Origin of the sequence: Petralouisia muris (assembly GCF_004793545.1) — a bacterium.
GTDB lineage: Bacteria > Bacillota > Clostridia > Lachnospirales > Lachnospiraceae > Petralouisia > Petralouisia muris.
The window spans coordinates 1-11,815 of the sequence record NZ_SRYA01000104.1 but is presented as its reverse complement, the minus strand read 5'-3'; the positions used below and the strand labels follow the sequence as shown (position 1 = coordinate 11,815).

The window sequence follows — 11,815 nt, the reverse complement described above, 5'->3', positions numbered from 1 at the left end:
ATGAATGGGTGTAAAGACATCCGGTATTGTTCTTTTCCTTAAGTTAATGACATTGAGATTTTATGGGGCTTTCCTAAGAATAGGAAAGCCCTTTTTCAAATTCTGAAATCTATGATATAATGGAAGTGGCTGTATTTTGGCTCTAAAATGTTTGCGAAGAGGGAAGAAATGCCGTTAATAAATAGTTACGCTTTATGGAATAATAAAGGCGGTGCAGGGAAAAGTACGATTTCATTTATCTATGAGATATGCGGAAGCACATCCAAATGAAAAAATTTTTGTTATAGATTTGTGTTCCCAATCTAATTCTAGTATGATGTTATTAGGTGGTGGAACAGTAGGAGATTAGAGGGTTGTTGAATTGTGTAGTAGAGCAGTTCCAAAATCTGTTGTTGGTTATGTAAGTACAGTAATAACAAATGGACGTGGTGCAAAGTTGCCTAATCCAAGTTTTAGTATTTACACGCAAATGGCAGTTGTCGCTGTAAATAGATTATTAACACTAATTAATACAGATGATTCATCAAAAACGGCAGCTTCAGCAATGATAGCGCTTTTGCATGGAACAAATTCGTTACATCCAATCTATGGTTCTTGGACATTTGCAGAGGTTGCAAAAACAAGGTGTTCGTGTTCCTAAAATACATTTATTAATAGGTAATCGATTAACTCAATTTGATGGTCCCGCAAAAGCATTTGCCGCATTATCAGATGCTGCAGTATCCGCAATGTATGATATATATGTAAAATGCACTGATTATTTTGTACCGTCCACTGTTCAAATAAATAGTAAGGATAAATTAAGATAGTATTATTCAATACCATTACGCGATTTTAATACAGCTGGTGTTGTGTGAGCACATTTGGGGCATTTGCTTTCTGAAACAGGGAAACTATCCGGTGTATAATGTAGATGTTAAAGTTAATGCTGACAAAATAAGTGAATGCTTAAAGGCTATAGATAATATGGTTAAGAAATTGTAAATATATAGGGAGTCCGCTCGTGACTCCCTTTGCTTAATTACAAAAAATCCTTTGGCACACGTCCAAAGAAGAATTGTAATAATATTTTATGTTGAAGGAAAAAAATTATGTATAGATAAAATAAAGGAACTCGCTCGTAGTTCTCTTGTTTGAAATACTATATTAGCGTTCCACTCGTGAACACTTTTCTTGTACCCTTATACTAGCATGAAAATTCAAATTTCTCTACATTTCTTTTAGAGATTTTTTTAAAGATCTGCTAAATTTTGAATATCTGAAAAATGGTAGGCATCAAGCAATTCTTGGAATTTATCAAGTTGTTGTTGCTTTGAATCCAAATCAGTTTGTAGCAAGGTGCGATTGTTTTTCAGTTTTTCAATATATTGTAGTTTATCGTATACATATTTTGCAATGTGTGATAATGGTGATTTATGCCAAGCGATAAAGAAATAGCTTTATCAACAGCTTTCATTTCATCAGCAGAAAGGTCCATAGGATAATCGATGTGAACTTAGAAAAAGTGAAAAAACATGTGGTGATGTGGGGACAAATGTTCCTTCACATACATACTTAGCAGTACGCAAGAGAGATGATAAAGTTGTAGGTGTGATAGATTTGTGTCATCACATAAATCATCCTATTCTTGGAACGTGGGGAGGGCATTGTGGGTATTCAGTGCGTCCTTCTGAACGCGGCAAAGGTTATGCAAAAGAAATGCTTCGTTTAAATTTACAAAATGCAAAATCAATGGGAATAGAAAAACTTCTTATCACTTGTGATATTGAAAATGTAGCCAGTGAAAAAGTAATACTTGCTAGTGGTGGGGTTTATGAGAAAACCATAGATATTGATGGAGGCAAGATGAAAAGATATTGGATTACAGTATAAGAAGTAGACAGCTTCCGGTTTGTCACTTGGTGGTGACAAGAACAAATAGCTTTTCCTTGATTATTACTTCAGATCGTGTTGCTTCTATCATTGAGTAATCATAGTTTATTCAGTAAATTCAAGGGTTTCGGAGGTTTCTCAGGAACCCTTTTTAAATGAAAAGCCACTATAGTTTTCTAAAGTGACTGCAAAATGGCTTTTCATAATCATATTAATTTATAGTTTTGGTACTATCTTAAAAAATGTTTTCCCATGTACACAAAATTAGAATATATGTATTGACTCTCTCGTAACGTAACGGTTTAGAATGAAAATGAAAGGAGGAAGTGATGAAGACTGTAAAGGCCGTGTCGGAGATAACAGGGGTAAGTATAAGGACGCTGAGATATTATGATGAAATAGGCTTGTTAAAGCCAACAGAATTCACAGATGCAGGATACCGCTTATACGACAACAGGCATTAGAAAGGTTGCAGGAAATTATGTTCTTTAAAGAATTAGAGATTCCGTTGGAAGATAAGAAGGACAGATACAAAAATACGGCAGCATAGAAAAATACCGGGAGCATCTGGCATCTGGATTTTCAAATGAACAGGCATTTACAGATGTATTCAAATGGTATGGAGGTAAAGAAAAAGCAATGGAAGCCATCATGCAGTCAACGGGAAATACAGAGGAGTTGAAACAGGAGCAGGATGAAAATGCTGAAATTTACAAGCAATTTATGGAAGCGAAAGAATCTGAAGATGAAAATGCAGCGAAACAAGCAGTTGAACGTCTTGCTGAGAATTATAAAAAAATGTTTCGCCTTGATAATGTAAGGAATATACTTCTGGATTTGGCGAATGAATATCTGGAATTTCCCAAATTGGCAGAAGCGACAGACAATCAATTTGGAATCGGCTGTTCTGAATATGTTGCGTATGCCATTCAAAAGTATTATGGCATTTAGTTTTTAGATGATGGACTGGATATGTGTGCTGAATCCTTCAAAACAAACTTTTGAGGAACTGAAGCCATATATTCAAGAAGCTTATGAGTATGCAAGGGAGAAATTTAAGAAACCCAAGAAGTGATTTTTAAGACTAAAAATTAAATAAGCAAGCAGATTTAAGATTAGAATGTCAGCCAATGAATAAGGATGGCCGCCGAAATATCGCTGACATTGGCGAAAAATAAAAACAGTTTTTTATGGACCCTGGGGATAGCGGAAGATATTGCAGGTGCAGCATTTTTCTCGTATCAGATGCAGACTGGTATATTCGTGGGTTATACGCTCTGTCAGCATGCCGTGAAAATGCCATTGCCGACGAAAAGGGCATTTTCACGGCAGGAAAACGGGGTTTGCTGCCTTCCTAACAAATGAGATTATACGAAGCGTTTTTGTAATACTTTCTTTACCTTTGTCAGGTCAGGGTCACAGAACAGAGGAAGAATGTCTGCCAAGCTGCAAGGGTTGCCCCATCTCTAATTTTCATTCTGGGCATAATGACGCTTTCCCGGTCAATTCGTACATTATTTCCGATGACGGTGCCGTCTTGACGAAGAAACTGTTTTATGTGCAGCAGTGTGTTTTCTGTCCATGCGCCACCGATCGCATGAAAAGGATAAGTCGTTACACTTTAAAAGCAAAGCATTTTTTCCTAAAAATTACTTCCATTCCAGCCCCACTTACAGCTTTCTTCGTATTTTACATAAATACGATCTTTTTTAATCTGTAAACATTCCTCATAAATCCCGCAGATTGTCTTTGTCATCTTGTCCAGGCTGTCTGTGGGTATGCTGCCGAACACTTTGATTTCAACAAAAGCTGCAGGCAGTGTGTTGTCTCCCTGAAAATATAAATCACAGTTGTCGGCAAATTCCAGCATCAGCCACTGTTCGGACTTTCCTGGAATAATAGAGATTGCCTCTCCAAGTTGCTGCTTTAAAGCTTCTTTCTGCTGCTCTGTCATAGGCACGCTGACTCTTGAATTAATAAATGGCATAAATTTGCCCTCCTCATTTCTTGATATTTTTGTTGGAGTGTCTGTTCCAAATCCTCGTTTAAAGAATTAGCCGTAAAGGAAATTCTTCCTTTGAGATATTAAGGCAGGTTATCTGCCAGATTCTTACCTGTATTATACACCAAAAAAAAGGAAATTTCTTGTTTTTGGATAAATTATATTTTTTCCTAAAAGGAAATTTTAAATTTCACTCCCTGATTCTCTGGTGGAATTTACATTCGCACAGTTGATATTTACTCCTTTATATATTGGTGATACAGTTATGTCTCCTTCTGACAGCAGCAGGAGGAGATTTTTTGAGCAAATATATTCCTGGTAACCAGAAACATCTTACCCTTGAAGACCGTATATACATTGAAAACTCTCTGAATAAAGGCTGTGCCTTCAAGGACATTGCCAAATACTTGTGTAAAGACCTGACTGCCATCTCTGCTGTAATTTTTCTAAAGTCTTTGCCAGATACTTTTGTTATTAAAACCATTTAGGAGGAACTCACCGCAGGATATGACTTTTAATACTTTGATGGTCTCTTCTGACAACAGGTTGAATCCGGAATATATGATAGCCCTGCTGACCTCCACGTATCGGTAAAGGTTTGTAATGCCTTTCCCCATGGGTACCCATTTTTTCACCTGGATCATTCCCACCTTCCTGCGGCTTTTCTGTAGTTTTTGGGACTTTGAAATCCCTTGGGTTGTTGATGGTCACTTCAATCTAAATAAGGGTGGTTTTGATTTTTTGTTAGGTTGCGGACGTAGTCTGTGGTATGGCATACTAAGAAAGAGGCGAAAGGGGATTTTATATCAGATAGTTTCCCTTTTGCCGATACATACTTTTGGAATTGTAAAAAATATGTAAAATAAAATTGAAGTAAGAAAATGCAATCTTAAGGTTTTGTTAAATCACTTGACATATAAATCTTACTGATGTAATATTTATATGGTTGTTCTCATATATGAGCAAATTTTTTTGCTTGAAAATCTTACCTGTGTAATATTTTATGCAAAAAAGTTAAATAATGAAAGATTTCTTTAGAGAGGTTTGAGAAAGAAATGATGTTATCAGGAAAAGAAAGCAGGTTCTATAAGATTATTTAGCTATTAAGGGATAGTGAAAGGAGAGATCAAAATATAAGGTGTTTCACATTGCAAATAATAATTACAGCTCTTTTTCGATATTAATTCATCGTTTATTTGAATTGCAAATTGTAAACGGACAAAAATATGCGGAAGATTTTGAACTTCAGATTACCAGAACAGTAAGAGATCACAATACAAGAGGAAATATATATGACTGTAATGGGGAAGCTTTGGCATATAACGAATTGGTTTATACCGTTACAATGGTGATTATGTATATACCGTAACAGGAAGAGCCTTAGCACGGTTTAAAGCAGATCCTGATGATATGACACCGGAACAAATGGATATGAGTGCAGATGATATGATGGGGTTTCTGTTAGGAAATAGTAAATTTGCGCTTTATGGGACGGGAAAAAGTGCATATTCTGAGGAAGAATTACAAGAATATGGGCTGCCAGAAGAGTTCACAAGGGAGGAAATTTTAACCATTGTCGGGATAAGATATATGCTGTCAGTAAATGCGTATAAAAAATATATGCCTATTATTTTGGCAAGAGATGTTTCGGAGAGGACAGTAGCCTACATATCAGAAAATAACCAGTCTTTGACAGGGATAGAAATTGGAGAAGATTGGGACAGGGTTTATACCGGGGGAGAAGCATTCTCGCATATTCTTAAACCCAATCTTTGAGAATTGTGTTATTTCAGAGTTTGATGCAGATAATTTATATGTGATACTGCCAAAAGAGTTAAGTGTCACTGACCTGAATATCAAATTTGATTATGGAGGGGGAGAAACAGTTACAGCCCAATACTCTTTTGAGAATCATTTAGTCGGGCAGTTTGAATTTACAGTGGAGGGCATTCAAACAGAAAGTGCTATTATAGAGAAGGAGGTTCAGGAGCAGGTATCTGAAAATATGGAAAATGAAAGTTATTCTTTGAACAGCGGAGGCAATTATGAAAAAGCGGAACAACTATTTTAAATTGGGATATTGGATATTTGCATGTGCAGTTCTTTTAACGGGCTGTTCGAAAGAACACAGTACAGAAGAAAGGATTGTTGTGGAAGATGTAAAAGAAGAAATGGGGGAAGAAAAAAAAGAGCGGCAGGAAATGGAATCAGGTAATGTTTCGTTAGAGGAAAATACAAAAGATACGGAAGATGATACGGAAGACATGGAAGTGGAGCCGGAGATTGCCCACGCAGACTGGTCGGAATATTTTAACGGACTGAACGGAACAGCGGTGATATATGATGCTTCTAACAGGAGGTATACAATCTATAATGACGAGCTTGCAGAGACCAGACGGTCGCCTTGTTCCACTTTTAAGATTATATCTTCCCTGACTGCGCTGGAACAAGGAATCCTTGACCCAGAGGACTCTACCCGGACATGGAGCGGCGAAGTATTCTGGAACGAGGACTGGAACAGGGATATTGATTTCAGTGAAGCATTCCGTACCTCCTGCGTGTGGTATTACAGGCAGCTCATAGATGATATTGGGCAAGACAGGATGCAGGAGGAATTGGAAAAGCTTCAGTATGGCAATTGTGATATTTCTGATTGGGAGGGGCGGTTGAATACAAACAATAATAACCGGGTTTTAACGGGTTTTTGGCTTGAATCGTCTTTATTGATTTCTCCCAAAGAACAGACGGAGGTAATGGAACGCATCTTTGGTGAAAATTCGGAATATTCAGAAGAAACGCAAAATGATTTGAAACAGGTCATGCTGGTAACGGAGCAGGAGCAGACCGATATTTTGCTCTATGGGAAAACAGGGATGGGCAAGGCAGAGGGCATTGTTGTTGATGCGTGGTTTACCGGATTTGCAGAAACCGCAGAGGGGAATCTATATTTTTGTGTGCGTCTTGGAAGGACAGACGGTATGAACGTATCCAGTCCGTTGGCAAAGGAAATTGCGATTAAGCTTGTGTCATATTATAATCGCTAATGAATATCCGTCTTGATTTTCTTTATGGATATATCAGAAAAAACAAATCTATCGCGTCCAGCCGTTTCACATCACATGCAGATATTAAAAAGCAGGTATTGGAGGTAAATGATTATGGATTTAATGGAAGCAATCAGAGAAAGGCATTCTGTCCGTTCTTACAGCGAAAAGGCGATAGACAACAATGTAAAAATAGAATTGCTGTCTTATATCGAGCAATGCAACAAAGAAAGCGGGCTGCATATGCAGCTTGTAATGAATGAGCCAAGAGCATTTGACGGATTTATGGCACATTATGGGAATTTTTCTGGCGTTAAAAATTATATTGCTATGGTTGGAAAAAAAGGAGCTGGGTTAGAGGAAAGATGCGGCTATTTTGGAGAGAAAGTTGTTTTGAGAGCGCAGCAGCTTGGACTGAATACTTGTTGGGTAGCACTGTCATACAGTAAGGTTCATACTGCTTTTCAAATAGGAAAGAATGAAAAATTATGTCTTGTCATTGCCATAGGTTATGGGGAAACAAATGGAACCAAACACAAAATCAAACAGCCTGAAGCAGTGATGAAAGCAGATGTTCCTATACCGGAATGGTTTCAAAAAGGTATCAATGCGGCTCTGCTTGCTCCTACTGCAATAAACCAGCAAAAATTCTGTTTTATGCTAAAAGGCAATTCTGTTACCGCAAAGGCTGGCATAGGATTTTATACCAAAATAGATTTGGGGATTGCAAAATGTCATTTTGAAATAGGAGCTGGAAAGGAAAATTTCAGTTGGGGATTACAATAGCGAAGCCCGTCACAAACAAGCCTGTGCACAGCTGCCTCATGGACGAACTGTCCCACACTTAAAGCCCAATCTTTTTGGCAGTCAGCTGGATAGGGAACGGAAAAATTTTTTACACTTCTTTTACTTCTTTATCTCATATGCGTTATAAGTCCGGACTCAAAGTCCCACTTATTTGGTCCTGAGCGAAGCGAAAGGAATGATAAATTTTATGAAGAAAAAATCAAAGCTTTTATTTAGAACTGTATTTATATTTATGATTTTAATTGTGTGTTATTCCCGGTATATGGAACCGGAAAGATTGGTTGTGAAAGAAATTACAGTCGAACCGGATATGGATATAGAGAATTGCAGGGTAGTATTTTTTACAGATACACATTTTGGAGAATTGTATGATGAAAAGCATATAGAAAGAATTGTGGAAATGATCAATGAAAGGGAGGCGGATATTGTAATTTTCGGCGGGGATCTGCTGGATAATTATGCACGTGACAGAGAGATATTGGATTTGGAATATTTGCAGACGGAATTAGGCCGGATAGAAGCAAAAACCGGAAAGTATGCAGTATTCGGAAATCATGATTACGGCGGTGGTGCAGTTCGTATTTATGCAGACTTTATGAATGGCTGTGGATTCCATGTGCTGGATGACGAAACGGTATTTCTTGAAGAATTTAATATGGAAATAATCGGATTTGATGATTACCTGCTGGGGCAGACAGAAGAAGATTTTTATCATATTCAAAGTGATTATTTTCATCTCATTGCAACGCATGAACCTGTTATTTCAAGATTGATTGAAGGTTCCGGTGAGAGCTTTATATTATCAGGACATACGCATGGTGGACAAGTATCAGTGCCATATTTTACAAAAAAGCTCCTTCCCAGCGGTTCAGACCGATTTATAAAGGGATTATATGACACGCAGGATATTAGTGCGGATACATTTGCAAGAATGTATGTCAGCAGCGGTATTGGAATGACAAAGTATCCATTTCGTTTTCTGAACGTTCCGGAGATTATAGAGGTGAATCTTATCAGAAAAGAATGAGGAGCTGTCCGCCCCTCATTCTTGATAGGTATCCCATAATTTTAAATCAGATAGGATAGAAAAAGTAAGTTCTGTGGCAAGAGGACCTGAAGCAAGTTTGTCGCTTTGGATATTTGTGGCAAAGAAGTAAGTGTGATTATTCTTTTCCACATATCCAATGAACCAGCCGGAGGTATTAAGCCCATCTATTTCTTCCGTGCCTGTCTTTCCGGAAAGAATGCCTTCATCCATAGAATAAAGACGGATGGAATCTTTGACGGCTTTGATGTTTTCTGGTGTAAATCCGAACTGGTTGTAATATAATTTTGTCAGCATTTCGACCTGTTCGACAGGCGATATTTTCAGTGCCGAATTGATCCAGTAAGAGGATATGTCGCCTTCAACAAGCTGGTTGCCATAGCCTATTTCCTTAACATACTCCTTTATGGAGGGCAAACTGGATTGCTGGTCAAGTGCCTGAAAATACCATGTTACAGAATTTTGCATAGCAGATTCTAAAGTTTGGTCAGTGTTCCATAGGTCATACATATAGTTCTGCCCATTCCAAGGAATCAACGATTGTTCAGGGGATATAATTCCGGATTCCAGACTGAATAAAGCACTGTATATTTTAAAGGTGGAAGCAGGGGATATACGTGTGGTGGCATATTCTTTATTATAAATCTGCCATGAATCTTCGGCTGCATCGTATAACACAAAGCTGCCATTATATCCCTCAAAAACATCGTTTAAGTCAATATATGTAACAGTATGGTTCGTTTCATTAAAGTGGTAGCGGTTATTTTCCGAAGCCTGTGTAGACAGGATCGGGGCAGTTCCTAAAAGCAAAAAAGCAATGATGATATATAAGGCGGCGCTATGCAAAGTTTTCCGGAAAGAAGCCGGATGGTAATTTGCAATATTTAAAATCCGTTTTTGCATTTGCTTCATGTTTCCGCTGATTCCGGTTGCAAAAGGAAATGGCGTAAGCGACACTTTTTCTGCAAAGTTAATCAATGTATTTCCGTAATCTTCATAGTCCCCTTCATTCAGCAGTTTTAATACGGAAGTGTCACAGGCGACCTCTCTGTCGTTTTTCATTTCTTTCAGTGAATACCATACAAGCGGATGGAACCAGTATAAGATGCCAATTATATTCATGAAATAATTTGCCAGTGCATCTTTGTATTTGTAATGCGCAAGCTCGTGCATCAGCATATATTTTATATCGTTTGCATTATAGTCTGAAATCAGATGGATCGGCATATAAATACACGGTTTCAATAATCCGGCAATGATAGGCGATTTCAAAAATGCCGTACTGTAAATTGGAATAGGCTTTTTTATGTGCATTTCATCTAAACATTCATAATACAGTCTGCGTACAGCAGGATTCTGCAATGGCAGCGAAGAGTTTTTCATGTTGCGAAACCGGAGCATTGATTTTGTAATTAACAATATCATGATAAAAATACCTATGCACCATAGGATAAACAGTATCAAACCGATTGTGGAAGGCGTCCTTCTGCTTAGGGATATACTGAAATCGTTCATCCAATTTGCAGTAACAGACTGGTTTGTGGGAGCAGTCTCATTGATCATATCTCCAATGGGGGATGAGGATGCATTTTTAAAGTTCCCGAACCATGCGAAAATTTGCAGGAAGCGGATTGGCTGAACCGGAATAAAGGGAACAGCCAATAAGCCAAGCAGCAAATACCATAAATTATATTGCATCCGGCTGGTCAGCTTATTTTTTAACAAATGTTTGGCAAGCAGGAGTATTCCGATAATAACGCTGATAAAAATGTTGCATATGAAAAACTGAATCATAAATTCTGCCACAGCGGTTTCCCACCTTTCTTAATTTTTGGAAAGAAGAGAGCGGAGTTCATCAATTTCAGCTTCAGACAGCTTGTCATTGTTAATATAGGCGGAGAGCATAGCAGTAATATTACCGTCATAAAAACGGTTGAGGAAAGTGTTGCTTTCCTGCCCTATATATTCAGCTTCGTCTACCAATGGCGTATAAACAAATACCCGGCTTTGCTTTTCGTATGATAGAATGCCTTTGGTCACTAAGCGTTTTATCAATGTCTGTATTGTTTTAGGACTCCATGTTGTCGTTTTTACTAAACGATCTGTTATTTCATTTGTGCTGATTGGGGCATATTTCCATATAATTTTCATAACTTCAAATTCAGCTTCTGAAATTTGGGGCAAATCTTTCATTCACAGACACCTCCTAAAATATTACTAGTGTAATAAATTATAATGTAGAAAGAACGAAAAGTCAATAAAGGCCTTGTCATATAATCCTACATATATAATAATTAAAATATTGCATATGTAGGATTTAAAACTGAAAGTTGTGTTTTGGCGGGAAACAAGGGGCGGGAAATTCTGTTGGAACTGCTTTGGGGATTGCAAAAAGGTGAAATATATGGCCTGAAATTTTCCGACTTTGATTTAGAAAAACGTAGTGTGAAAATCAGCAGACAGATTGTTGCGAACCCTATCATAAAAGAAGGGAGCAGGATTGAAGAAAATGTTTCAATGGCTTCCCGGCTAAGACGTTTACAAATCAGGAAATAGGATTGAAAACACCGTCCAGCTACCGAACCATACCCATACGGGATTATGTGTTTGAAGCAATTCTGGAAGAAAGAAAAGTATATGAGAAGAACCGCAGAAGGAGGTCTGGCGCTTTTCAGGATTTGGATTATATCTGCTGTTCTGCCTATGGACGTCCGAGAAGCAAAGATTTTCATTGGAAGCATTATAAAAAGCTGCTGGAGGATAATGGACTGCCCGATATAGGATGGTGTGATTTGAGAAGCACATTCTGTACCATATTATTAAAGAACAATTTCAATCACAATGCGGTATCACAGCTAATGGGACATGCGAAAGAAATCATTACCATAGATGTGTATGGAGATACTGCCGAAACCCCAAAGGAAGAAAGTGAAAGCGGTATAGATTTTTCAGAAGATAATTATATACTTGAGAGTAAAAAGTTTATATGTTTAAGAAGCCAGTAAATCCTCACAGATTTCTGACTGTTCCTGCACTTCCTGAATT

At 37.7% G+C, this 11,815-nt stretch carries 18 protein-coding genes and 1 pseudogene; 15 read left to right on the top strand and 4 right to left on the bottom strand.

Translation table 11 applies throughout. From position 1 onward, the window contains the following. Positions 1 to 560: 560 nt before the first annotated feature. From E5329_RS31180 to E5329_RS31915, 5 genes are all read left to right on the top strand, one after another. Entirely contained in the window at positions 561 to 809 is a 249-nt protein-coding gene (locus E5329_RS31180) for a hypothetical protein (RefSeq protein ID WP_275443766.1), read from the top strand. Positions 810 to 1,524: 715 nt separating this feature from the next. Beyond that, positions 1,525 to 1,872, top strand: a complete 348-nt coding sequence (locus tag E5329_RS26110) for a GNAT family N-acetyltransferase (protein WP_275443765.1) — start codon at positions 1,525 to 1,527, stop codon at positions 1,870 to 1,872. Positions 1,873 to 2,201: 329 nt separating this feature from the next. Then, positions 2,202 to 2,336: a MerR family DNA-binding transcriptional regulator gene (locus E5329_RS31175; RefSeq protein WP_275443763.1), complete on the top strand. Its 135-nt coding sequence runs from the start codon at positions 2,202 to 2,204 to the stop codon at positions 2,334 to 2,336. A gap of 175 nt (positions 2,337 to 2,511) precedes the next feature. Continuing rightward, on the top strand, positions 2,512 to 2,823 hold the full coding sequence (locus tag E5329_RS30110) for a TipAS antibiotic-recognition domain-containing protein (RefSeq protein ID WP_168356780.1): 312 nt from the start codon (positions 2,512 to 2,514) through the stop codon (positions 2,821 to 2,823). A gap of 7 nt (positions 2,824 to 2,830) precedes the next feature. Next, the gene (locus E5329_RS31915; protein WP_330572369.1) at positions 2,831 to 2,947 is read left to right on the top strand and encodes a DUF6194 family protein; all 117 of its coding nucleotides are present in this window, start codon (positions 2,831 to 2,833) and stop codon (positions 2,945 to 2,947) included. Between the two features lie 567 nt (positions 2,948 to 3,514). Here E5329_RS31915 and E5329_RS26100 read toward each other — a convergent pair. Next, positions 3,515 to 3,859, bottom strand: a complete 345-nt coding sequence (locus E5329_RS26100; RefSeq protein WP_135992140.1) for a phenylpyruvate tautomerase MIF-related protein — start codon at positions 3,857 to 3,859, stop codon at positions 3,515 to 3,517. Between the two features lie 314 nt (positions 3,860 to 4,173). On the opposite strand from E5329_RS26100, the pseudogene E5329_RS32365 reads away from it, so the two are divergent. Beyond that, a pseudogene (locus E5329_RS32365) lies at positions 4,174 to 4,344 on the top strand (helix-turn-helix domain-containing protein); the annotation flags it as partial. Here E5329_RS32365 and E5329_RS30105 read toward each other — a convergent pair. Continuing rightward, on the bottom strand, positions 4,321 to 4,518 hold the full coding sequence (locus E5329_RS30105) for a hypothetical protein (RefSeq protein ID WP_168356778.1): 198 nt from the start codon (positions 4,516 to 4,518) through the stop codon (positions 4,321 to 4,323). The pseudogene E5329_RS32365 and the gene E5329_RS30105 sit on opposite strands and share 24 nt — an antisense overlap. A gap of 494 nt (positions 4,519 to 5,012) precedes the next feature. On the opposite strand from E5329_RS30105, the gene E5329_RS32730 reads away from it, so the two are divergent. The 7 genes from E5329_RS32730 (at position 5,013) to E5329_RS26065 (ending at position 8,752) form a co-directional block, all read left to right on the top strand. Next, entirely contained in the window at positions 5,013 to 5,243 is a 231-nt protein-coding gene (locus E5329_RS32730; protein WP_408634704.1) for a hypothetical protein, read from the top strand. Positions 5,244 to 5,284: 41 nt separating this feature from the next. Further along, positions 5,285 to 5,650 (top strand): hypothetical protein, encoded by a 366-nt coding sequence (locus E5329_RS26090; RefSeq protein WP_135992138.1) that lies wholly within the window; start codon positions 5,285 to 5,287, stop codon positions 5,648 to 5,650. Between the two features lie 40 nt (positions 5,651 to 5,690). Next, positions 5,691 to 5,945 (top strand): hypothetical protein, encoded by a 255-nt coding sequence (locus E5329_RS26085; protein WP_135992137.1) that lies wholly within the window; start codon positions 5,691 to 5,693, stop codon positions 5,943 to 5,945. Further along, on the top strand, positions 5,920 to 6,918 hold the full coding sequence (locus E5329_RS26080) for a class D beta-lactamase (RefSeq protein ID WP_135992136.1): 999 nt from the start codon (positions 5,920 to 5,922) through the stop codon (positions 6,916 to 6,918). Before E5329_RS26085 ends, E5329_RS26080 begins: the two co-directional genes overlap by 26 nt. Positions 6,919 to 6,942: 24 nt before the next feature. Beyond that, positions 6,943 to 7,026 carry an ArsR family transcriptional regulator gene (locus tag E5329_RS32725; protein ID WP_408634705.1) on the top strand — a complete coding sequence of 28 codons (84 nt, stop codon included), beginning with the start codon at positions 6,943 to 6,945 and terminating at the stop codon, positions 7,024 to 7,026. Positions 7,027 to 7,032: 6 nt separating this feature from the next. Then, the gene (locus tag E5329_RS26070; protein WP_135992134.1) at positions 7,033 to 7,704 is read left to right on the top strand and encodes a nitroreductase family protein; all 672 of its coding nucleotides are present in this window, start codon (positions 7,033 to 7,035) and stop codon (positions 7,702 to 7,704) included. 208 nt (positions 7,705 to 7,912) lie between these two features. Beyond that, the gene (locus E5329_RS26065) at positions 7,913 to 8,752 is read left to right on the top strand and encodes a metallophosphoesterase (protein WP_168356779.1); all 840 of its coding nucleotides are present in this window, start codon (positions 7,913 to 7,915) and stop codon (positions 8,750 to 8,752) included. Positions 8,753 to 8,767: 15 nt separating this feature from the next. Here the strand turns inward: E5329_RS26065 and E5329_RS26060 are convergent, their stop codons facing one another. Both E5329_RS26060 and E5329_RS26055 read right to left on the bottom strand, forming a co-directional pair. Beyond that, positions 8,768 to 10,576 (bottom strand): BlaR1 family beta-lactam sensor/signal transducer, encoded by a 1,809-nt coding sequence (locus tag E5329_RS26060; RefSeq protein WP_135992132.1) that lies wholly within the window; start codon positions 10,574 to 10,576, stop codon positions 8,768 to 8,770. A gap of 18 nt (positions 10,577 to 10,594) precedes the next feature. Continuing rightward, a complete protein-coding gene (locus E5329_RS26055; protein ID WP_135992131.1) occupies positions 10,595 to 10,963 on the bottom strand; it encodes a BlaI/MecI/CopY family transcriptional regulator in 369 nt (122 codons plus the stop codon). A 144-nt stretch (positions 10,964 to 11,107) separates the two neighbouring features. On the opposite strand from E5329_RS26055, the gene E5329_RS26050 reads away from it, so the two are divergent. Together E5329_RS26050 and E5329_RS26045 are read left to right on the top strand one after the other, a co-directional pair. Further along, the gene (locus E5329_RS26050; protein WP_135992130.1) at positions 11,108 to 11,326 is read left to right on the top strand and encodes a site-specific integrase; all 219 of its coding nucleotides are present in this window, start codon (positions 11,108 to 11,110) and stop codon (positions 11,324 to 11,326) included. A gap of 2 nt (positions 11,327 to 11,328) precedes the next feature. Further along, on the top strand, positions 11,329 to 11,775 hold the full coding sequence (locus tag E5329_RS26045) for a tyrosine-type recombinase/integrase (protein WP_330572368.1): 447 nt from the start codon (positions 11,329 to 11,331) through the stop codon (positions 11,773 to 11,775). Positions 11,776 to 11,815: the final 40 nt, after the last annotated feature.

Coding starts and splice junctions, on each gene's coding strand:
- E5329_RS31180 (WP_275443766.1), top strand. CDS start 561: ATGGAACAAATTCGTTACATCCAATCTATGGTTCTTGGACATTTGCAG.
- E5329_RS31175 (WP_275443763.1), top strand. CDS start 2,202: ATGAAGACTGTAAAGGCCGTGTCGGAGATAACAGGGGTAAGTATAAGG.
- E5329_RS30110 (WP_168356780.1), top strand. CDS start 2,512: ATGGAAGCCATCATGCAGTCAACGGGAAATACAGAGGAGTTGAAACAG.
- E5329_RS31915 (WP_330572369.1), top strand. CDS start 2,831: ATGATGGACTGGATATGTGTGCTGAATCCTTCAAAACAAACTTTTGAG.
- E5329_RS26100 (WP_135992140.1), bottom strand. CDS start 3,859: ATGCCATTTATTAATTCAAGAGTCAGCGTGCCTATGACAGAGCAGCAG.
- E5329_RS30105 (WP_168356778.1), bottom strand. CDS start 4,518: ATGATCCAGGTGAAAAAATGGGTACCCATGGGGAAAGGCATTACAAAC.
- E5329_RS26090 (WP_135992138.1), top strand. CDS start 5,285: ATGACACCGGAACAAATGGATATGAGTGCAGATGATATGATGGGGTTT.
- E5329_RS26080 (WP_135992136.1), top strand. CDS start 5,920: ATGAAAAAGCGGAACAACTATTTTAAATTGGGATATTGGATATTTGCA.
- E5329_RS32725 (WP_408634705.1), top strand. CDS start 6,943: ATGGATATATCAGAAAAAACAAATCTATCGCGTCCAGCCGTTTCACAT.
- E5329_RS26070 (WP_135992134.1), top strand. CDS start 7,033: ATGGATTTAATGGAAGCAATCAGAGAAAGGCATTCTGTCCGTTCTTAC.
- E5329_RS26065 (WP_168356779.1), top strand. CDS start 7,913: ATGAAGAAAAAATCAAAGCTTTTATTTAGAACTGTATTTATATTTATG.
- E5329_RS26055 (WP_135992131.1), bottom strand. CDS start 10,963: ATGAAAGATTTGCCCCAAATTTCAGAAGCTGAATTTGAAGTTATGAAA.